Origin of the sequence: Limosilactobacillus difficilis (assembly GCF_947387495.1) — a bacterium.
In the GTDB taxonomy this organism is placed as follows: domain Bacteria; phylum Bacillota; class Bacilli; order Lactobacillales; family Lactobacillaceae; genus Limosilactobacillus; species Limosilactobacillus difficilis.
Map to the genome: position 1 here is coordinate 14,611 of NZ_CANDNU010000001.1, position 20,250 is coordinate 34,860.

General features: G+C 48.4%; 20 protein-coding genes. 17 read left to right on the forward strand and 3 right to left on the reverse strand.

Annotated features, from left to right (window positions below; all coding sequences use genetic code 11):
- Positions 1–6: 6 nt before the first annotated feature.
- Entirely contained in the window at positions 7–1,419 is a 1,413-nt protein-coding gene (locus QOR82_RS00070; protein WP_283582727.1) for a C69 family dipeptidase, read from the reverse strand.
- 106 nt (positions 1,420–1,525) lie between these two features.
- Here QOR82_RS00070 and QOR82_RS00075 point away from each other — a divergent pair, with 106 nt between their 5' ends.
- The 8 genes from QOR82_RS00075 to dtd all read left to right on the forward strand — a co-directional run bounded on the left by QOR82_RS00075 (position 1,526) and on the right by dtd (position 10,293).
- On the forward strand, positions 1,526–3,355 hold the full coding sequence (locus tag QOR82_RS00075; protein ID WP_283582728.1) for a monovalent cation:proton antiporter family protein: 1,830 nt from the start codon (positions 1,526–1,528) through the stop codon (positions 3,353–3,355).
- Between the two features lie 71 nt (positions 3,356–3,426).
- Complete coding sequence (gene glpK, locus QOR82_RS00080) at positions 3,427–4,929, forward strand: glycerol kinase GlpK (RefSeq protein ID WP_283582729.1); 1,503 nt, start codon at positions 3,427–3,429, stop codon at positions 4,927–4,929.
- 116 nt (positions 4,930–5,045) lie between these two features.
- Positions 5,046–5,381: a hypothetical protein gene (locus QOR82_RS00085; protein ID WP_283582730.1), complete on the forward strand. Its 336-nt coding sequence runs from the start codon at positions 5,046–5,048 to the stop codon at positions 5,379–5,381.
- A 72-nt stretch (positions 5,382–5,453) separates the two neighbouring features.
- Positions 5,454–6,413, forward strand: a complete 960-nt coding sequence (gene prmA, locus QOR82_RS00090; RefSeq protein ID WP_283582731.1) for a 50S ribosomal protein L11 methyltransferase — start codon at positions 5,454–5,456, stop codon at positions 6,411–6,413.
- Positions 6,414–6,424: 11 nt separating this feature from the next.
- Positions 6,425–7,171: an RsmE family RNA methyltransferase gene (locus QOR82_RS00095; RefSeq protein ID WP_283582732.1), complete on the forward strand. Its 747-nt coding sequence runs from the start codon at positions 6,425–6,427 to the stop codon at positions 7,169–7,171.
- A 57-nt stretch (positions 7,172–7,228) separates the two neighbouring features.
- Positions 7,229–7,591 carry a hypothetical protein gene (locus tag QOR82_RS00100; protein ID WP_283582733.1) on the forward strand — a complete coding sequence of 121 codons (363 nt, stop codon included), beginning with the start codon at positions 7,229–7,231 and terminating at the stop codon, positions 7,589–7,591.
- A gap of 15 nt (positions 7,592–7,606) precedes the next feature.
- A complete protein-coding gene (locus QOR82_RS00105) occupies positions 7,607–9,844 on the forward strand; it encodes a RelA/SpoT family protein (RefSeq protein WP_283582734.1) in 2,238 nt (745 codons plus the stop codon).
- 11 nt (positions 9,845–9,855) lie between these two features.
- The gene (gene dtd, locus QOR82_RS00110; protein ID WP_283582735.1) at positions 9,856–10,293 is read left to right on the forward strand and encodes a D-aminoacyl-tRNA deacylase; all 438 of its coding nucleotides are present in this window, start codon (positions 9,856–9,858) and stop codon (positions 10,291–10,293) included.
- Between the two features lie 87 nt (positions 10,294–10,380).
- Here the strand turns inward: dtd and QOR82_RS00115 are convergent, their stop codons facing one another.
- Entirely contained in the window at positions 10,381–11,229 is an 849-nt protein-coding gene (locus QOR82_RS00115; RefSeq protein WP_283582736.1) for a fructosamine kinase family protein, read from the reverse strand.
- A 20-nt stretch (positions 11,230–11,249) separates the two neighbouring features.
- Entirely contained in the window at positions 11,250–12,095 is an 846-nt protein-coding gene (locus QOR82_RS00120) for an N-acetylmuramoyl-L-alanine amidase (protein ID WP_283582737.1), read from the reverse strand.
- Between the two features lie 363 nt (positions 12,096–12,458).
- Here QOR82_RS00120 and hisS point away from each other — a divergent pair, with 363 nt between their 5' ends.
- From hisS to recO, 9 genes are all read left to right on the forward strand, one after another.
- A complete protein-coding gene (gene hisS / locus QOR82_RS00125) occupies positions 12,459–13,748 on the forward strand; it encodes a histidine--tRNA ligase (protein ID WP_283582738.1) in 1,290 nt (429 codons plus the stop codon).
- Between the two features lie 5 nt (positions 13,749–13,753).
- Positions 13,754–15,535: an aspartate--tRNA ligase gene (gene aspS, locus QOR82_RS00130; protein ID WP_283582739.1), complete on the forward strand. Its 1,782-nt coding sequence runs from the start codon at positions 13,754–13,756 to the stop codon at positions 15,533–15,535.
- 159 nt (positions 15,536–15,694) lie between these two features.
- Positions 15,695–15,886: a 30S ribosomal protein S21 gene (gene rpsU / locus QOR82_RS00135; protein WP_102281405.1), complete on the forward strand. Its 192-nt coding sequence runs from the start codon at positions 15,695–15,697 to the stop codon at positions 15,884–15,886.
- 71 nt (positions 15,887–15,957) lie between these two features.
- Positions 15,958–16,401 (forward strand): GatB/YqeY domain-containing protein, encoded by a 444-nt coding sequence (locus QOR82_RS00140; RefSeq protein WP_283582740.1) that lies wholly within the window; start codon positions 15,958–15,960, stop codon positions 16,399–16,401.
- A gap of 142 nt (positions 16,402–16,543) precedes the next feature.
- Positions 16,544–17,527 carry a PhoH family protein gene (locus QOR82_RS00145; RefSeq protein ID WP_283582741.1) on the forward strand — a complete coding sequence of 328 codons (984 nt, stop codon included), beginning with the start codon at positions 16,544–16,546 and terminating at the stop codon, positions 17,525–17,527.
- Position 17,528: 1 nt separating this feature from the next.
- Positions 17,529–18,008 carry an rRNA maturation RNase YbeY gene (gene ybeY, locus QOR82_RS00150; RefSeq protein ID WP_283582742.1) on the forward strand — a complete coding sequence of 160 codons (480 nt, stop codon included), beginning with the start codon at positions 17,529–17,531 and terminating at the stop codon, positions 18,006–18,008.
- The gene (locus QOR82_RS00155; RefSeq protein ID WP_283582743.1) at positions 17,992–18,393 is read left to right on the forward strand and encodes a diacylglycerol kinase family protein; all 402 of its coding nucleotides are present in this window, start codon (positions 17,992–17,994) and stop codon (positions 18,391–18,393) included. The genes ybeY and QOR82_RS00155 overlap by 17 nt, the downstream gene beginning before the upstream one ends.
- Before the next feature lie 3 nt (positions 18,394–18,396).
- Complete coding sequence (gene era / locus QOR82_RS00160; RefSeq protein WP_283582744.1) at positions 18,397–19,308, forward strand: GTPase Era; 912 nt, start codon at positions 18,397–18,399, stop codon at positions 19,306–19,308.
- A 25-nt stretch (positions 19,309–19,333) separates the two neighbouring features.
- Positions 19,334–20,113 carry a DNA repair protein RecO gene (recO, locus tag QOR82_RS00165; protein ID WP_283582745.1) on the forward strand — a complete coding sequence of 260 codons (780 nt, stop codon included), beginning with the start codon at positions 19,334–19,336 and terminating at the stop codon, positions 20,111–20,113.
- The last annotated feature ends 137 nt before the right edge of the window (positions 20,114–20,250 follow it).

Below are 20,250 nucleotides of genomic sequence, written 5' to 3' on the forward strand. Positions count from 1 at the left end.
AGTTGCTTACAGGTTTTCGTCAGTCGCAAAATTGAGCGGTGAGCAATCAGTTAACTGGGTCAGCAGCTGTGCGGAAAGTTTGCGATAAGCCCGGAGAGCATCTTCGGCCAATTGTGTACTGGATTCAGTCAGGTATTGCTGGCGTGCAGCCGAATCTTTTAGCTGAGCTTGTTGGTCGACAATTTTAACCTGATGCATGAATTGGCGTTTAAGCTGATGTTGAACGTCCTCGAGCTGTGGTAGAAATTGGTGCATATTGCAATCGACAAGTACGCCTGCTTTCTTGAAAATCCAGTAAGCAGAAGTGTTTTGGGCCGGAAGTTTGCCCCGTTTGTAGGCGGCAGGAACGTCGGTAATACCATTAAAGAAGGGAACGTAGACGCTTTCGGCAGTCACACCCATGGCTAACCAGTGGATGTTGACGCCAGTTTCGCGACCGGTTTGCAGAATATGAGATTCCTGGGTTTTGGCGAGACTGACTGGTCGGTACTTCTTTTTACGGGGGTCATTACCGGCAGCCAATGGATCATATGGGGTGCCCTGGAAATGAGAACCCAGATAGTCTTGAACATCGAACAGACTCAGGGGATGTTCCGGCTTGATGATGAATGGCAAATCCTGTGATTCGGGGCATTCTGCTGCGCAGGAGTGAGGATTGAACATCTGATGACCATACCAGACACGGGGGGTACTGTAAATCGCATCTGATCGGTCGGCGGTTCCGAAAATGTGCCGGAAATTAAAGTGGCCTGGGTCAGGGTTGAGGTGGTTTTGTTCAACAAATTCCCGGATGCCAGGATGGTACATAAAATTATTTGGATCATCGAAATCAATTTCCTGGATTGCCAGCTGGTTGGCTACGACGGCGTAGCAATCATCGGGAATTCGCTGGGCAACCCAATAGTGACCAGCACCGCTTTCGAAGTACCAAGCTTCATCGTTGTCAGCAAAAAGGACCCCATTAGTTTCGCCGGTACCATAATTGGCAATTAACTGACCCAGTCGTTGCACCCCTTCCCGGGCGCTTTTGACGAAGGGGAGAACTAATGTGATCATTGCTTCTTCGTTTAACCCGTGTTTGACGAGAGGGTCGCAGGCAAGTACGAGGTCGTTACAATAGGCACTCTCGGTGGCACTCATAGCGACGTTGTATTCATTAATCCCGTCCTCTTCAAAGAGCCCCTCTTTATCTGTCCATTCGGGAGTAGCAGAATACCTGGCGCTAGGCATTGGTAAAGCGATTTTGAGGCCAGTTTCTTTTGAAACGAAGCTATCCGGCAGACTGCCATGAGGATGGATAACCATTTTCTTGGGCCAAGCTGCCTTGGCATCTTCATTGCGGCCAATCATGATCGAGTGATCGATGGAGGCCTTTTTAGCAACTAAGATGCTGGTACAAGATGAAAATTTTTTAGTCATGATCAGGATCCCTTCTTACCATTGCTATAATAAACTGTAACTTCATTCTAACCTTGAATTCGGTTAAAATGGGAGAAATTCACAAACTTTTAGTGAGGATGATTCTATGTCTCAGCTTTCAATTCTTATCGTCATGTTAGCAGCACTGATTGTTCCGCTGCTGATGGCTCGTTTTCAGGTTTCAAACATGCCGACCGCCATTGCCGAAATCATTATCGGGATTGTGATCGGCCAGAGTGGTTTTAATGTCGTTCAAATGAACAGTACGCTGAACCTGCTCTCGAGCCTGGGCGTAATTGTTTTAATCTTTCTTTCCGGAATGGAGATTAATTTTGATCTTTTTCGGCGCCAGCCCGACCAAAAGGCTGAAGCTGCTTCTCCGGTAAAGTTAGCCGCTTGGGCCTTTGCTTCGATTTTCATTGTGTCGGCAATTCTCGGCTTCCTTTTGAAAGCCCTGGGGATGTTTAATGGCGTAATGCTGGCGACAATCATTTTCAGTTCGATTGCTCTCGGTGTTGTGATTGCGACCCTCAAGGAAAAAGAAATCCTGAGCCGACCGATCGGACAAACAATTTTATTGACTGCCGTGTTGGGCGAAGTGATTCCGATGCTGATGCTGACGGTTTACGCGTCTTTAAACGGGGGACATGCCGGTCGTTTGTGGTTAATCGTTCTTTTGTTTGTTGCGGCAATTATTTTGTTGCGTCGTTTTAAGCAGCCATACCAGTGGTTTAACCAGATCACCAAGTCTACGACCCAGCTCGATGTTCGGCTAGCTTTCTTTTTAATCTTCACCTTAGTGACCTTGGCCACGACGGTCGGTGCTGAAAACATCCTGGGCGCCTTTCTCGCAGGGATGGTGATGAAGTTGCTGAAGCCGGAACAAGCGACGGAAGACAAATTGACTTCGATCGGTTATGGTTTCTTCATCCCGATTTTCTTTATCACTACGGGGATCAAACTTAATCTGCGCACATTGTTCTCGAATCCACGAGCGTTAATGCTCATTCCAGTCCTGGTCATCTGTTTCTTACTTGCTAAGATGGTGCCGACATTCATTTATCGACGACGTTTCAGTCCGAATAATTCCCTGGCAGGCGCCTTTCTCTGTGCCACGACGATTACATTGGTGCTACCAACCTTGCAGGTGGCACGCAACCTGCATGCCATTACGGCGACCCAGCAAGACGCTTTTATTCTTGGCGCAGTGATTGTCTGCATTTGTGGACCAATCACGTTTAACGTTTTGTTTAAGGCCACTAAGGAAGACCTGATTAAGCAACGCGTAGTCATCATCGGGGCCAACGTTTTGACAGTACCGATCACCCAGCAACTGACGAGTCAGCTCTATGACGTTCGGATGGTTACGGACAACCATGATGCTTATAGCACTTATAATAGTGAGGTAGCAAACATTACTTACCTGCCAACAGTCGATGAAGCCAGTCTTAAAAAGGGCAACTTCTTTGACACCGAGGTTTTAGTTGTCGGTTTCCGGAAAGATGATCGTAACTTCCCGATCGCCGAAATTGCCCGTAAGAATGGGGTTGAGCGAGTTATTATGTCGCAGATGAGCAATCACCATGACTTCAACAATATCCACCACCTAGTTGAAGAAGGGGTTGAGATCTTTAATCCTTACAATGTGCAGTCAAGTATGCTGCGGGCATTAATTGAATCACCAGCAATGATGGACATTTTAACTGATACAGAACACGGTATCTTTGAAATTACGGTCAAAAATCGGCGTTATGCTGGGATCAATATTGATGAACTGCCGATGATTGACAAGATCACGATTAGTCGAATCAGACGCGATGGCAAGTGGCTGACTCCTCACGGTGACACAGTTATAAACGCCGGTGATCGCCTTTTCGTGACGGCTTCCTACGATGATATCGCTTCCGTTCAAGCGGCGTTGAGTCGTAACAATTAAGCAGGGATATGCTAAAATAGTGTTATATTGGCGCGCAGCTAGCGGGTAAAATTTGGAAAGGGTTGACGATCTTGAATGAGCAGCAGTATGTGATGGCAATTGATGAGGGGACAACGAGTTCGCGGGCGATGATTTTTGATCACCAGGGCCAAGAAGTTGCCATGGCCCAACAAGAATTTAAACAGTATTTTCCCCATCCCGGTTGGGTTGAACATGACGCGATGGAGATTTGGGACAGCGTTCAACAGGTAATTTCCAGCGTCTTGATCAAGTCGGGAATTCAACCTTATCGGATCGCTTCAATTGGGATCACCAACCAACGCGAAACGACTGTCATTTGGGATCGTTATACCGGCAAGCCGATTTATCATGCCATCGTGTGGCAGTCCAAGCAGACTAGTGACATTGCTAATCAGTTAATCGCCGATGGTTATAAGGATATGATTCACCAAAAGACAGGACTGGTGGTTGATTCATATTTCTCAGCAACTAAGATCAAGTGGATCCTGGATCACGTCCCTGGCTCACGAGAACGAGCGCGCAGGGGAGAATTGCTGTTTGGGACGATTGACAGCTGGCTGCTGTGGAATCTCACTAGTCACCGCGTTCACACGACGGACGTCACCAATGCCAGCCGGACAATGTTGTTTAATATCCATACCCTCAAATGGGATACGGATATTTTGAAACTGCTCGATATTCCGAAAGAAATGTTGCCTTCGGTTCGGTCTTCATCGGAAGTTTACGGCTACACTGGCGATTATCATTTCTTCGGGGTCCAGATTCCGGTTGCCGGGATCGCAGGTGACCAGCAGGCGGCGCTTTTCGGGCAGGGAGCCTTTGAAAAGGGCAATATCAAGAATACTTATGGTACTGGTGCTTTTATTGTTATGAACACCGGAACTCAGCCGATCTTGTCAAAAAATGGCCTTCTGACAACGATCGCATACGGCCTTGATGGCAAGATCAATTACGCACTGGAAGGCAGCATTTTTGTTGCGGGCTCAGCTATTCAATGGCTGCGCGATGGCTTAAAGTTCTTCAAGCATGCCAGTGAGTCAGAAGAAATGGCAGTACAAGCCCAATCGACTGGTGGGGTTTACGTCGTTCCTTCTTTTACGGGCCTAGGTGCACCGTACTGGGATCAGGATGTTCGGGGAGCCATTTTCGGGTTGACCCGTGGCTCTGATAAAAAGGCCATCACCCGGGCCACTCTGGAGTCAATTGCTTACCAAACTAAGGATGTCATTGACACGATGCGTAAAGATACTGGTCTCGAATTGTCAAAATTGACCGTCAATGGTGGAGCGTCCCGCAATGACTTTTTGATGCAATTCCAGGCTGATATTCTGCAAACGCGGATCGAACGGGCCAAAATGGAAGAAACGACTGCCCTGGGTGCTGCCTTTTTGGCTGGTCTGGCGGTTGATTTTTGGGACAAGCAAGCTGATCTGAAGAACTGCAGCCCGATCGGTTCTGAATTTCGGCCACAGATGGCGGCCGCGGATGCTAAGCGTTACTATCAAGGCTGGCAGAAGGCAATTGAAGCTACTCGTTTTTTTAGCCAGCATTAATGAGTTGGAACACGTCGTCTTTTGGCAAATCAATGTTTGTATGATACAATATTCGAGATTACAAGCAATTTGTCGAACAGAACAGGCTTTTTACTAACTTTGCGTGAAAGGAGGAAATGATTACCATGCTTAATCGCACTAAGAAATTTATGCGTGATAACGACCTGACATACCAAAAAGACTATATTCGGCCAATGATGACGCCACAGCATATCTATGTTTTTCGCTTTGGCAAACACGAATTAAAGAACCGGGTAATCATTCGTTACTCCCATACCTGGACGGGGCGTCTGCGGATCAATGAAATTGACGTTAGACTGCACCACCAAAAGCATCCCCGTATTTTTAAAACGGAAACAGAGTTAATTGACTACCTTCGTCACCACTTAGAAAAGAAATGGGCAAAGGAAGGCAAAATTGTAAAAGACAAAGAGCACGACAACGCAAATTAAAGCGAAAGATTTTGGAGGCCGGGGAAAAACTGCGTTTTTTCTCCGGCCTCCGCTTGTTTAGGAGTGATTTTCATGGAATGGACGGCAGTGACGGTAATTACCAGTAATGAAGCGGTTGAAGCGGTCTCTTACATTCTGACCGATGAGGGAGCGAGTGGGGTTCAAATCGATAATGCCGCGGACTACGCTCACTTGCAAGCGGGTCATTATGGCAAATATGGTGAAATTGTGGACCCGCAAACCCTGCCCCACCGTCAACATGGCGCAGCAGTGACCGGTTATTTTCCGCCTAAGACCTTTTTACCAGAATTAATTAGGACGATTGAAAGCCGGGTTAAACAGTTAGCTTCCTTTGGCCTTAATTGCGGTCCTGGGACTGTTGAAAGCAGTGCCATTAAAGACGAGCAGTGGGCAACTGTTTGGCAGAAGTATTACCACTCGGTGCGGGTCACTAACCAACTGACTATCGTACCTAAATGGGAAGATTACCACCGTCAGCAAGCCGGCGAAAAGTTGCTGATTTTGGATCCGGGGATGGCTTTTGGGACTGGGACGCACCCGACAACCAAGCTGATGCTGCAAGCACTGGAAACCGTCATTAAGGGTGGCGAATCGATGATTGACGTCGGAACAGGATCAGGGGTGCTGAGCATTGCCGCCAAACAACTGGGTGCCGGGCATGTTATCGCTTATGACATCGATGAAACGGCGGTGGCATCAGCCCGCGAGAATCTCAATTTAAATCCGGTAGCAAGCGACGTTGAATTGGGGGTCAATAGTCTGTTGGATGGCATTCACCAGCAGGTTGACCTGGTGGTGGCCAATATCCTGGCTGAAATTATCGTTCCGCTGATCCCCCAGGCGTGGGATAACCTGAAGCAGGGCGGGCAGCTGCTTCTGTCGGGAATCATCAAGGATAAGTTGAGCCTGGTCACTGAAACGTTGAGTAAACAGGGGTTCTTGGTTGACGAAACTTTACGCATGAAGGATTGGTACGGCATCATTGCCCACAGACCAACTGAGCAGGAGTAGGGGGGAGTCAAATGCAACACTATTTTTTACTTGAGCAATCACCACAAGAAAAGAAATTCCAACTCCCAGCAGACATTCGTCACCATTTTTTGACGGTCTTACGGGCTGTAGCCGGGGATGAGTGTGAATTAGTATTAAAAGATCACCAGACTTACCTGGTGCGTTTAATCGACGACCAGGGCTGTGTTCAGGTGGTCAAGAACTTGCCGCATCAGTCTGAGTTGCCGGTTGAAACCATTCTCGCTTGCGGGATTCCGAAGACCAAAGAAAAACCCGCGTGGATCGTTCAAAAGAGCACGGAACTGGGAGTACGTGAGATAGTTTTCTTCAACGCGCAGCGCTCTGTTTCGCTGTGGAAAGCCAACAAACGAGCAAAGAAGCTGCAGCGGTTGCAAAAAATCGCCCAGGGTGCAGCAGAACAATCACACCGTAACTACATTCCCAAGATTTCATATGCCGACAATTGGCAGCAGGCGCTGCAAATAACTCGACCCAATGTCAGCCTGGTGGCATGGGAAGAATCGGCCAAACGCGGCGAACGTGCCCAGCTGGCACAGCAGTTGCAAAAACTACAAAAAAACCAGCGTCTCCTGGCGCTTTTCGGACCTGAAGGGGGGCTGACTTCTGAGGAAGTTAGTGCAATGAAAGACGCGGGAATGATTGCTGTCGGGTTAGGTCCGCGGATTTTGCGGACTGAGACTGCGCCTCTGTATTTGATGGCAGCGGTTTCCTATCAGCTAGAGCTGTTGAACTGTTAAAGTCGCTGCGTTCTGTGGTAGAATATTTCCATTAGCTAATGCGAAGGAGCTGGTGTTATGAAGGCAAAGTGGCAAACAATTAGTCAACATCTCGATCTGGTCTGGTGGATTGTGGTGATCATCTGCGGTTTAATTATCCCCATGTTAAAGAAGCAACCGCTAATTCACTTCGGTCACTTGAAAAAGGCCATTTTTGTTGGCTGGTTCTTGTTTACCATTAATGGCCTGGCAAGTGTTTGGCTGGGTTACCGTTTGGTACAGCGGGCTGGCCAGTGGTGGCAGCTTTTTGTTTTACCGGTTTTGTTCTTCATTACTGCCTACCAGTTCGCACCCAAGTATACCTGGTACTTTGCCTTATTCTATCTAGGGGTCAGCTACTTAACGTGGTCGATTAAGCGTTCATCACTGGGCACAAAGTAAAGGAGGTCGTCAATCATGTCAGAAGAATTAAAAGAGCTGACGGCAGATGACGTTCACAATCTTTGCAAGAAGTATATGAATGAGGAGCACGTCAAAAAGGTTGACCGGGCTTATCATTTTGCTTTTGTGGCCCATCACGATCAACGACGCAAATCGGGGGAACCTTACATTATTCACCCGATTCAAGTGGCCGGGATTTTAGCCAATTTGCGGATGGATCCCGATACCGTTTGTGCTGGCTACCTTCACGACATTGTCGAAGATACGGGCGCCAACCTGGATGACATCAAGACTTTGTTTGGGCCGACCGTGGCCCTGATCGTCGACGGTGACACCAAGCTGAGCAAAATTCACTACAAGTCGAATAAAGAACAAATGGCGGCGACTCACCGGAAACTCTTGCTTGCGATGAGTAAGGATATCCGGGTGATGATCGTCAAGCTTGCTGACCGTTTGCATAATATGCGGACATTGCAGCATCTGCGGCCGGATAAGCAACGGCGCATCGCTAACGAAACGTTAGAGATCTATGCCCCAATTGCTGATCGCTTGGGGATCAGCACAATTAAGTGGGAGCTTGAAGACCTCTCTTTGCGCTACCTCAATCCGCAACAGTATTACCGGATTGTTCATCTGATGAATTCCCGGCGGGATCAGCGGGTCGATTATATCAAGCGGGCAATCGAACAGATCAAAAAGGCGATTAGCGGTTTGAATTTGGGCCCTAATACCGAAATTTACGGGCGCCCGAAGCACATTTACTCGATTTACCATAAGATGGTGACGAAGCACAAGCAATTTAGCCAGATTTACGACCTCTTGGCTGTTCGGGTGGTCGTCGATTCTATTCGGGATTGTTACGCCGTCCTCGGCGCAATTCATACAACCTGGAAACCGATGCCGGGTCGCTTTAAGGATTACATTGCGATGCCTAAGGCTAATGGCTATCAGTCCCTGCACACAACAGTGATCGGCCCCCAGGGGACGCCGCTGGAAATTCAAATTCGGACACACCACATGCACCAAGTGGCTGAATACGGGGTTGCGGCTCACTGGGCATACAAGGAAGGTAATTTTAAGGGTGTCAAAGCTAGTCAGGACTCCCAGAAGCTTAACGTCGTCAAGGAAATTCTAGAAATGCGGAGCGAGTCACAGGGGACTGATGACTTTCTCAAGGGGATTCAAAGCGACGTCTTTGCAGACAAGGTCTACGCCTTTACCCCGAAAGGGGACGTCATCGAAATGCCAAAAGGTTCAGGCCCTTTGGATATGGCTTATCAGATTCACACTGAGGTCGGTAACCATACGACTGGAGCGAAGGTGAATGGTCGCATTGTTCCACTCAATTACGAAATCAAAAACGGCGATATAGTTGATATGTTGACTTCGCAGTCGTCGGCCGGGCCAAGTCGTGACTGGCTTGATCTGGTTTCAACGCGGCGCGCGCGCAACAAGATTCGGCAATTTTTCCGGGTCCATAACCGTACGGCAAACATTCAGCGAGGGCGTCAGTTGGTAGAAAGTGAGCTGCACGAGAGTGGCTATGAACCAGCCACTTTAATGGTGCCAGACAAAGAACAAGAAATTGTTGCCAAGATGCATTTTAAGACCGCTGATGACATGTACGCGTCGATCGGTTTTGGAGATACGACCCCAAAGGGGGCTGCCAATCACTTTACGGCTGATATTCGACAGCAACGCCGTGATGATCGTGAACGGGCCGAGCAAAAAGCAGTTCTTGAGAACCATCAAACCGTCGACAAGTCGAGCCACAACCAGGCTAAGCATATGTCTAAAGGGGGTGGCGGCGTCGTGGTCGAAGGGGTCGACAACCTGTTGACCCGGTTATCACACTGCTGTAATCCAGTTCCTGGCGATCCAATTGTCGGCTACATTACAAAGGGGCGGGGCATTTCAGTGCACCGTGCCGACTGTCCGAACATCAAACAAGCCGAGCTCAATGGACAACGCATTGTCAATGTCTATTGGGATAGTCCGGAAGGTGATAAGACCAACTACAACGCTGATATCGAAGTGCAGGGTTATAACCGCAGTGGGCTGCTGAACGATGTCTTGCGTTCAATCAATAACAATACGCGTTATTTGACATCGGTTAACGGTAAAGTAGACCATAATAAGATGGCAACGATCAACGCGTCGGTTGGCGTTCGCAATTTGAAGCACCTGCAATTGATTATCGATGCTTTAAAGAATATCCCAGATGTTTACGTTGTGAAACGGGTAATCTCTTAAGGAGGCAGATTATGCGAGTGGTGTTGCAAAAGGTCAATCACGCTAGCGTTACGATTAAGGGTTGCGTTGTTGGTCAAATCCAGCAGGGTTACATGTTACTGGTTGGCTTTGCCCCGACCGACACAGATGAGCAGCTTGACTACCTGGTCCATAAGATCGTGAATTTGCGCGTCTTTGAAGACAAGGATGGGAAAATGAATTACTCCATAAAAGATGTCGGGGGTGCCATCCTGTCGATTTCACAATTTACCCTCTACGCGGACACCAAGCACGGCAACCGTCCTGGTTTCTCCAAGGCAGCCCGTCCCGACATTGCTGAACCGTTATATGAGCGTTTCAACAAGAAGCTCGCGGCGGCCGGGATTCATGTGGAGACCGGCCATTTTGGCGCTGATATGCAAGTGGCTTTAGAAAATGATGGGCCGACGACAATTATCTACGAAAAATAAAAGAACAAGATGCATAGATGACAAAGAAGACCTCATGACTCCTGTAAAAGAAAGCCATGAGGTCTTTATAATTTAGCTTTTAATCAACTAAAAACCACCTAGGATTGCGTCCACTGAACCGCCGTAAGTTTCGCCGAAGAGAATCAGATGCAAGCAGAGGTAGAAGAAACGATACCACTGCAAACGGTCACGAAAGCCATCATCAAAGGGGAAAGTTTGCTGGTAGGCTTGATAAAATTCGCTGTCAAAACCGCCAAAGATGGTTGTCATGGCAAGATCATATTCCCGGTCGGCATAAACTGCGTCAGGGTCGATGAGAAGCGGGTGACCATCTTGGTCGAACATGTAGTTGCCGGACCAAAGATCGCCGTGGCAAAGGCTCGGGACAACAGAATGCTCTTGATAGTAATTTTGAAAGGCACTGATCATATGATCCATGTGCTGCTGGCGCCACTTGTTCCACCGGCCCAGCTTTTCGCAAGCATCGATTTCTGGTTCCAAGCGCTGCTCAACGTAAAAGCGACTCCAGTTATCGTCCCAGTTGTTGGTCTTATTGAGGGCGCCAGTTTCGTGGTTGTCGACAAAACCAAAACGGTCATTAGTCTGGGAATGCAGTTTAGCAACAAGCTGCCCCAGTTCAGCTTGGCTGCCCTGGAAGCCGGTATTCACCCAGTTTAAAACGAGGTAGGCGTCCCCATTAATTTGCCCGTTGTATAAAGGTTTGGGGCAGCGAATCGCCTTGCTCATAGCTTTGAGACCGTTAATTTCATGTCCAAAATACTTTGCCGTTTTGTGAGGTTGAACCTTCATGAAGTATTGGTGGCTATCAGTGGTGATTTGATAGGCTTCATTGATGTCGCCACCACTAACTGGCTTGAGCTTCTTGATGTTTTTGATCGGTAATTGACTAATCCATTGATGGTTTAATCGACTCATTCCTGCATCTCCTTAGATTTTTACTGTTTAAAAAATTGGTTGAGACCTTTTACAACATCATTGGCAACCTTAACTTGATAGGAAAAACTTTTGATGTGGTGGAAGTCCTTACGGCTATTAATATAGCCCATTTCGCACAAAATTGCTGGCCGTGTATTGTCCCTGATTACCAGGAAGTTTCCAAAATCAGTCCCCTTATTGGTCAACGGAAGGTTGTCAAACTGTGCTGACAAGCTTTCGGCTAGCTGCTTGGAAGTTCCGCGGTGGTAATAATAAGTCGTGATCCCAGTTCCTTCGTTACGTTGGGGTGAAGAATCATAGTGGAAACTGATAAAGGCATCGGCGTGGGCACTCTCGGCGAGTTGTGGCCGGGGCTTTAAGGCAACATAACGGTCGTTATCCCGCGTCATGATCACGTGACAACCCCGTAAGCGAAGGGCGGCGGCCACCTTTTTTGCCAACTGGAGTGTATAAGTTTTTTCCATGTAGCGAGAATTTTTGGAATCTTTATATTCTGCCCCTGAATCGGACCCGCCGTGGCCGGCATCGATGACCACCGTCGCTTCAGAAAGACGGGACACATGCCCCAGTGGCTTCTTGCGGTCAACAAGCCAACTGGCGACCCAGCCGTATTTGTGGTCTGTAATGCGGATCTTATACCAATCGTTGCGTTTGCTAATGACATGGTAGCGTTGTCGCTGGGTATGGTCAATGGTCGGATAATCGATTCCAGGCCCACGATGGATGTTTAGGTTGGCAGTTTTGATGTCGACTGTTTTTTGCCGGCTTAATCCCCAGACCAACACCAGCGCTAACAAGATTAGCAAGACACTGATGATGATCGAATTTGGCAGTTTTTTCTTCACGACGTCACCCCCGGCCAGAAGTTTCTGCTTTTGATTTTAAAACACCTGTGGGCTTTTGCAAGCGTCTTCTTCCAATTGGGAGTGATTGTGACTTGACTTGACGCAGGGCAACTGGTAACTTAAATAGCGTACAAGATATTAATGACCAGTGAAGAAGAATGTGCGGCAAGCCTCAAACTAGCGAGTAGGGTCTGGTGAAAGCCTACTGGAAGGTTATCCGCTTGACACTTTGGAGGTCGGGACTGTTAATCCCCGTCGTTACGACGTTATCCAAGAGTGATACCAAGGTGGTACCGTGCATCAATGCACCCTTGCAGTTGCGAGGGTGTTTTTCTTTTTGGCAGAATTTTAAGGAGGAATAACATGCGTTACCAACGTCCACGCGGGACGGCAGATATTTTGCCGGGGGCTTCCGCTAACTGGGAGCGGGTCGAAAATGCGGCTCGTCAAATTTTTCAGCGTTATGGTTACCAAAACATTCGGACCCCGATGTTTGAAAATTATGAGGTCTTCTCCCGTTCATCGGGTGATACATCTGACATTGTTACCAAGGAAATGTATGATTTTGACGACAAGGGCGGTCGGCACATTGCTTTGCGGCCCGAAGGAACTGCAGGGGTAGTGCGGGCCTTTGTTGAAAATAAACTGTACGGACCGGAATATCAGAAACCTTACAAGGTTTACTACATGGGTCCAATGTTTCGTTATGAGCGTCCCCAATCTGGACGGCAACGTGAATTCCATCAGATCGGGGTGGAAGCTTTCGGCAGCGAAAATCCAGCAATGGATGTTGAAGTCATCACGATGGCAATGCGTCTTTTCAAGCAGATTGGCTTGCACGATCTGCGGGTAGCAATCAACACTCTCGGTGATAAAAAGTCACGGGATGATTACCACAAAGCCCTCGTTGACTATCTGAAACCGCACTTTGACGAACTGAGTCCAGATTCACAAGAGCGAATGGAAAAGAATCCTTTGCGGGTCCTCGACAGTAAGGATAAGCGGGATAAGCAGTTTGTCGCTGATGCCCCGTCGATTTTGGATTACCTGACCCCGGAAGCAAGCCAGCGCTTTGAAACGGTGAAAACGATGCTGGACAAATTGGGGATTTCCTACGTTGTTGATCCGACCATGGTGCGGGGACTCGATTACTACAACCACACGATTTTTGAAATCATGGTTAAAGCGAAGTCCTTAGGTAGTGGCTACACAACTATCTGCGGTGGGGGTCGTTACAACGGTTTGGTTGAACAATTAGGCGGCCCGGAGACGCCCGGAATCGGCTTTGGGATCGGTTTGGAACGCTTGCTTTTACTGTTAGAAGATGAAGGAATCAGTCTTGGCCAGCAGTCTGGCTTAGATGTTTACGTGATCAACGATGGTGAGGGCACCAATCTACCAGCCCTGCAGCTGGTTGAAGCCGCACGTGACGCCGGTTTGCGAGCCGAACGAGACTACGAAGGGCGCAAATTCAAGACCCAGATGAAGAACGCCTTCCGGGAAAAAGCCAAGTTGATTGTGATCCTTGGCCAAAAAGACTTGGCAGACCAGACGGTTCGTCTGCGGGTCGGTCACCAGGAAGACAAGCGGGTCGCTATCAGTGATCTGCTGGCTGATTTTGCAAAGTATTTTCAGGAATGTGAAAGGGGATAATCATCGTGAAGCGGACCAATTATGCCGGTCTAACTTCTGAAAACCAAGTAGGTCAAACGGTAGTCCTGAAGGGCTGGGTTGCTAAGCAACGCAACCTGGGTGGTCTGGTATTCATTGACTTGCGGGATCGGGAAGGAATCGTTCAACTGGTCTTTAACGAGCAGGAAAATGAAGAAGCCTTCAAGGTTGCTGATTCTTGCCGGAGTGAATACGTTATCGAAGTATCAGGCAAGGTGCGGATGCGTAAGGACCCGAATCCAGATATCCCAACAGGCAAGATCGAAGTCGTGGTGGACACGATTAATATCCTGGCCAAGTCACAGACGCCACCGTTTGCCATCGAAGATAAGGTGGACGCCAGTGAAGACCTGCGTCTGAAGTATCGTTACCTTGACCTGCGGCGGCCTGAAATGATGCGCTACTTAAAGATCCGGAGCAAAGTGACGAGCGTAGTTCATCACTATTACGACTCAGAAGGCTTTATGGATATCGAAACGCCTGATTTGACCCGTTCGACGCCGGAAGGGGCCCGGGACTATGTCGTACCTTCACGGGTTTATCCGGGACACTTCTACGCTTTGCCGCAGTCTCCACAGTTGTTCAAGCAGCTTCTGATGGCGGCAGGGGTTGACAAATATTACCAGCTGGCACGTTGCTTCCGTGACGAAGACTTGCGGGGCGATCGCCAGCCGGAATTTACGCAAATTGATACCGAGATGAGTTTTGCAACAGCGGAAGACATCCAAACTGAAACGGAAGGCTTGATCAAGAAGATCATGAAGGATGTGTTAGATGTTGACGTCAAGACACCATTCCCGCGGATGGAGTGGCAGGAATCGATGGACCGTTACGGAACTGACAAACCAGACACTCGTTTTGACATGCTGATCACCGACGTTTCTGACCTGGTCAAAGACAGTAGTTTCAAGGTCTTTGCCAAGACAGTGGCCGACGGCAACTACGTCCGCGCTATCTGTGTTCCGGGTGGGGCGGATAAATACTCACGCAAAAAGATCAGTGAAAAAGAAGATTACATCAAACGTTTCCATGCCAAGGGACTGGCCTGGGTTAAGGTAACTGCCGATGGTTATTCCGGACCGGTTGCTAAATTCTTAAAAGATTCTAGTGACCAGCTGAATGCGCGTTTGAATGCTAATGAAGGCGATCTCCTGCTCTTCGTTGCCGGCAGTTTCCAGGTTGTTTGTGGCGCGCTGGGCTACCTGCGGGAAAACTTTGCCCATGAGCTGGGAATGATCGACTACAACAAGTGGAATTACTTGTGGGTTGTTAACTGGCCGATGTTTGAATATGACGAAGGTCGGGGTCGCTGGATTGCTGCCCACCACCCATTCACAATGCTGAATGAAGAAGATTTGCACTACCTTGAACCGGGTGAAGACCCGCACAAAGCGCACGCGCAAAGTTATGATATTATCTTAAACGGCCACGAAATTGGCGGTGGTTCAATCCGGATTCATCAGCCTGAAGTCCAAGAAAAGGTTTTGAAGGCGTTAGGCTTTACTAAGGAACGAGCCGAACGAAACTTTGGCTTTCTGATTCATGCTTTGCAGATGGGGATGCCGCCAGAAGGTGGTTTAGCGTTTGGCCTGGACCGTTATGTGATGTTACTGGCCAAGGCTGAAAATATCCGGGACGTTATTCCGTTCCCAAAGAACTCCAAGGCTGTTGAACCGATGACCGAGGCCCCAGGTGAGATCACCCAGGAACAACTGGATGAATCCCACTTGATCATTAAGGACCAAAAGGATAAGAACCCTAAAGATTAACCACTTTTTTTGAAGTTTCGCCAATCGATTGTAAAAAAATAAAATCAGCTGTTGACGGTGGAAATGCCAGTGGGTATACTGGTACCTGTAGTGGTAAGGCCAGATTGTCGATCTGGCCGCGGCAATTACGCATTTTTAGCTCGGAGGGAGGGATATCTGATGTCAAAAACAGTCGTTCGCAAGAATGAATCGTTAGACGACGCTCTTCGACGCTTTAAACGCTCAGTTTCACGCAATGGCACTCTTCGCGAATATCGCAAACGTGAATTCTACGAAAAGCCAAGCGTAAAACGTAAGTTGAAATCAGAGGCGGCTCGGAAGCGGAAGAACAAGCGGCGTCGCCGTTACTAAGCTTGCAAGCTGGAAAGCTCCTGAACGAATGTTTCATTCGGCAGGGGCTTTTATTTTTGGGAGGCAATCAAATGAGTTTATTAGCTACTTTACAAAAAGATATGATCAAGGCGATGAAGGATCACGATAAGGACACTCTGGAAGTTGTTCGGATGCTGAAGGCCGCAGTCAAAAACGAACAGATTGAAAAGGGCCATGACTTGTCAGCTGATGAAGAATTAGCCGTTCTCAAGCGGGAAGACAAGCAACGCAAGGACTCCCTGGCTGACTTTAAAAAGGCTGGTCGTGACGACCTGATTGAAAAGACCGAAAAAGAGCTCAAGGTCGTTGAAAAATATATGCCAGCGCAGATGTCGGCAGATGAAGTCAAGGCTGTGATCGCGCAAACGATTAAGGACGTTGATGCTCAAAGCATGAAGGATTTCGGTAAGGTCATGGGAGCTGCGATGAAGAAGCTCAACGGTCGTGCTGATGGAAAAATTGTCAACCAAACTGTCAAGGCAATGTTGCAATAGAGCGCGTTTAATTGAATTAGGGCCCCGTTTTGGCGACGGGGCCCTTTTTGAGCGCATTTTCTGCAGGAAACAGGACGCCTTATGCTATAATAAATAAAGATTTTTGCGGTTATCTAACCGACAGAAAAGGGGACCACAATCTTTGAGCGAAGAACAATCAGGATCATATGAACAAAGTTATCGGCTCGATAGTCCACAGGTCGAAATCGGCTTGTTGGGTGCCCAGGACAAGTATGTTGCTCTCCTGGAGAGTGGGATGCGGGTGACGGTTAACCCCTTTGGGGATCATTTGACCATCATCGGCGACCAAGTTGATGTGAAGTTAACCGTCGATGTCCTGGACCAATTAGTTAAGCTACTGGAACAGGGAATCATGATTAGCAGCACCGACATCGTCAGTGCCATGAAGATGGCTCACCGGGGAACGCTCGAATATTTTACTGAATTGTACAATGAATTAATCATTAAGGACCGCCGGGGGCGAGCAATTCGCGTTAAAAATTTTGGCCAGCGGCAGTACGTTCATGCGATGAAGGAGAATGACATCACTTTTGGGATTGGCCCGGCCGGAACGGGGAAGACTTATTTAGCCGTTGCAATGGCTGTTGCCGCTCTCAAGCGTGGTGAAGTCGAACGGATTATCTTGACCCGGCCAGCCGTTGAAGCTGGCGAATCACTAGGCTTTTTGCCGGGGGATCTCAAGGAAAAAGTTGACCCTTACTTGCGGCCGATCTACGATGCGTTAAACGAAATTTTGGGAGCAGATCATGTCGAACGGTTGATGGAGCGTGATACGATCGAAATTGCTCCGCTGGCTTATATGCGTGGTCGGACATTGGATAACGCCTTTGTGATTTTGGATGAGGCCCAAAACACGACCAATGCCCAGATGAAGATGTTTTTGACCCGGCTGGGCTTTGGCTCCAAAATGGTGGTCAACGGTGACGTTTCGCAAATCGATTTGCCCCATGGGACGCGAAGTGGCTTGATTAGTGCTCAGCACATTTTGGCCAATATCAAGTCGATTGACTTTGTCCACTTCACGGCTGATGATGTTGTCCGGCACCCAGTTGTTGCGCGGATCATTACCGCTTATGAAGAAGCGGGAAGCAAACAGGAGCATTAACATGGATCTAACAATCTTTGATCACACAGATGGTCTTTTAACTACGGAGCAGAGTACACTAGCCAAAAAATTACTGAATTACGCGGCTGACTATCTCCATTTAGCACCCGACGTTCAGATGTCATTAACCTTTGTTCGTAATCCGGAAATCAAGGAACTGAACAAGCGTTACCGAGGTGTTGATCGAGCCACGGACGTAATTAGCTTTGCAGCCGAGGACGATAGCGACGAGAGCCAAATTATCATGCCGGCCGAATTGAAAGCTGAGTTGCCGGAAAACCTCGGGGACCTCTTTATTTGTATTGATAAAGTGCCCGAACAGGCCAAATTTTTGGGCCATTCACCGGAACGTGAGCTAGGCTTTTTGTGCGTCCACGGCTTTCTTCACCTCAACGGCTATGACCACGAACAAGCTGCTGACGAAAAGAAGATGTTTACCTTGCAACGGGAAATTTTGGACTCTTATGGCCTTGAAAGATAAAAGACAGACTGCTAAAAACCGTCATTTGGGGCAGGCGGTAGGACATGCACTTCAAGGTATTGAGGATGTGATCACCAGTGAGCGCAATATGCGCTTTCATTTAACAAGTGCTGTGCTGGTGGTACTTGCCGGTGGACTGCTGAAGGTATCCTGTCTAGATTGGCTGTGGTTAGTGACAGCCATCGTTGCCGTTTTGGCTGCTGAGATGCTCAACACCATTACTGAGTGGTTGTGTGACTTAGTGGTGGGATCACGCTTTGATCCCCTGGTCAAAAAAATTAAGGATGCAGCGGCCGGAATGGTTATCCTGGTCGCTTTTTTGGCGTTAATCATCGGTTTAATTATTTTCGTGCCTGCCCTGCTAAAATTTTTAAAGGAGTTTTAGAAAATGAGAGAAGAACATGGTTTTCGTTCGGGGTTTGTTGCCTTGATTGGCCGGCCCAATGTCGGTAAGTCAACCCTTTTGAACCAGGTTATCGGACAAAAAGTGGCAATTATGAGCGACGTCGCTCAGACGACTCGGAATAAGATTCAAGGCGTGTATACGACGAAGGACGCTCAGCTTGTCTTTATCGATACCCCTGGAGTTCACAAACCACAGACCAAACTTGGCGACTTTATGGAACGGTCGACCTATTCAGCCTTAGATGAAGTGGATGCAGTCTTGTATATCGTCAGTGCTGCCGACAAGCGGGGGATGGGCGACCAGTTTATCGTCGACCACGTTCTCGATAAGGTCAAAAAGCCGATTTACTTAGTGGTTAACAAGATTGATGCGGTTCACCCAAACGATTTGCCGAAGATTGTCGCTGACTACCAGCAAGGGATGGACTTTGCGGGGGTAATCCCGATTTCGGCTTTGAACGGCAATAATGTCGATCAACTCTTGGCAACGCTAGTTAAGACCATGCCAGAGGGCCCGCAGTACTATCCGGCTGATCAGGTCAGTGACCACCCAGAGCGTTTCGTGATTGCGGAAATTATTCGGGAAAAGGTCTTCAAGCTGACCCGGCAGGAAGTCCCCCACTCGGTGGCTGTCGACGTAACCAGCGTCAAGAGTTCTGAGACGGATCAGGTCCACATTAGCGCGAACATCGTTGTCGAACGGCCAGGGCAAAAGGGCATAATCATTGGCAAGGGTGGTCAAAAGCTGAAGAAGATTGGGTTTTTGGCACGACAGGATATTGAAGCTTTGCTGGGCAGCCATGTCTTTTTGCAGCTGTGGGTCAAAGTCGTTCCCAAATGGCGGGATAAATCATCGTTACTGAAGGAATATGGTTATCGCAACCAGGATTATTAGATTTTGCTTGCTGGGAGATGATTAAATGCCGATCCAACGGCTGTCTGGCATCATCATGTCGCAACGTGCTTATCGCGAGCATGACCTCCTCGTAAAGATATTAACCAAACAGGCCGGACCAGTGATGTTTCTAGCGCGGGGTGCCAAACGGCCGCGGGCAAAGCTAGCCGGAGCGGTCCAGCCCCTCTGCCATGGTCAATACTTAGGATCGATCCACAGTCACGGCCTAAGTTACCTTACGGCGGTGGACCATTATCAAATGTATCGTCACATTGCCGATGATCTTCTCGCCAATGCTTATGCGACCTATTTGCTTGCTTTGGTCGATGTCGCCTTTGATGATCGGCAGGTTCTCGGTGGCTGGTACGATCAGGTCAAAGCGGCACTTGAGTTAATGGAGAAAGGCCGGGATCCGCAGATTATCGTCAATGTGATGGAAATTCGATTGCTCGGGCGTTTCGGGTTGGCGCCGGTTTGGGACCGTTGTGTGATTTGCGGCCGTTCTGACTTAGCAATGGCATTTTCGGAAGAATTTGGGGGGATGTTATGTGCTAACCACTGGAGTCAAGACCCCCGCTGCTTGCATCTCCGCCAAAAGACCGCCGCTTATCTAGCCCTCTTGGCGCGGATTGACTTGCGACGAGTAGATGCTATTGACGTTGATTCATGGACGAAGGCAGATTTGCGTCAGTTGATCGATACCATTTATGACGACGAAGCCGGCCTGCATCTCAAGAGCAAACGGTATATTCAGCAGATGCACGAGTGGGACCGTCGGCTGAAATTAAATCCGCGCAAGAATTGACAAGGGCTCGATTTTTTTCTATGATGATGACGTTCACATTTAAATCAAGAAAATAGCATTGATGGAGATTAGATTGGATGCAGACCTCAGCGAGTGCGGGTTAGTGGGAGCCGCGTGGTTCTGTTTCAGTGTGGCAC

What these genes read in the sequence shown, in the direction of transcription:
- QOR82_RS00070 (WP_283582727.1), bottom strand. Translation starts at nt 1,419, where the DNA reads ATGACTAAAAAATTTTCATCTTGTACCAGCATCTTAGTTGCTAAAAAG.
- QOR82_RS00075 (WP_283582728.1), top strand. Translation starts at nt 1,526, where the DNA reads ATGTCTCAGCTTTCAATTCTTATCGTCATGTTAGCAGCACTGATTGTT.
- QOR82_RS00085 (WP_283582730.1), top strand. Translation starts at nt 5,046, where the DNA reads ATGATTACCATGCTTAATCGCACTAAGAAATTTATGCGTGATAACGAC.
- prmA (WP_283582731.1), top strand. Translation starts at nt 5,454, where the DNA reads ATGGAATGGACGGCAGTGACGGTAATTACCAGTAATGAAGCGGTTGAA.
- QOR82_RS00095 (WP_283582732.1), top strand. Translation starts at nt 6,425, where the DNA reads ATGCAACACTATTTTTTACTTGAGCAATCACCACAAGAAAAGAAATTC.
- QOR82_RS00100 (WP_283582733.1), top strand. Translation starts at nt 7,229, where the DNA reads ATGAAGGCAAAGTGGCAAACAATTAGTCAACATCTCGATCTGGTCTGG.
- QOR82_RS00105 (WP_283582734.1), top strand. Translation starts at nt 7,607, where the DNA reads ATGTCAGAAGAATTAAAAGAGCTGACGGCAGATGACGTTCACAATCTT.
- dtd (WP_283582735.1), top strand. Translation starts at nt 9,856, where the DNA reads ATGCGAGTGGTGTTGCAAAAGGTCAATCACGCTAGCGTTACGATTAAG.
- QOR82_RS00115 (WP_283582736.1), bottom strand. Translation starts at nt 11,229, where the DNA reads ATGAGTCGATTAAACCATCAATGGATTAGTCAATTACCGATCAAAAAC.
- hisS (WP_283582738.1), top strand. Translation starts at nt 12,459, where the DNA reads ATGCGTTACCAACGTCCACGCGGGACGGCAGATATTTTGCCGGGGGCT.
- rpsU (WP_102281405.1), top strand. Translation starts at nt 15,695, where the DNA reads ATGTCAAAAACAGTCGTTCGCAAGAATGAATCGTTAGACGACGCTCTT.
- QOR82_RS00140 (WP_283582740.1), top strand. Translation starts at nt 15,958, where the DNA reads ATGAGTTTATTAGCTACTTTACAAAAAGATATGATCAAGGCGATGAAG.
- ybeY (WP_283582742.1), top strand. Translation starts at nt 17,529, where the DNA reads ATGGATCTAACAATCTTTGATCACACAGATGGTCTTTTAACTACGGAG.
- QOR82_RS00155 (WP_283582743.1), top strand. Translation starts at nt 17,992, where the DNA reads ATGGCCTTGAAAGATAAAAGACAGACTGCTAAAAACCGTCATTTGGGG.
- era (WP_283582744.1), top strand. Translation starts at nt 18,397, where the DNA reads ATGAGAGAAGAACATGGTTTTCGTTCGGGGTTTGTTGCCTTGATTGGC.
- recO (WP_283582745.1), top strand. Translation starts at nt 19,334, where the DNA reads ATGCCGATCCAACGGCTGTCTGGCATCATCATGTCGCAACGTGCTTAT.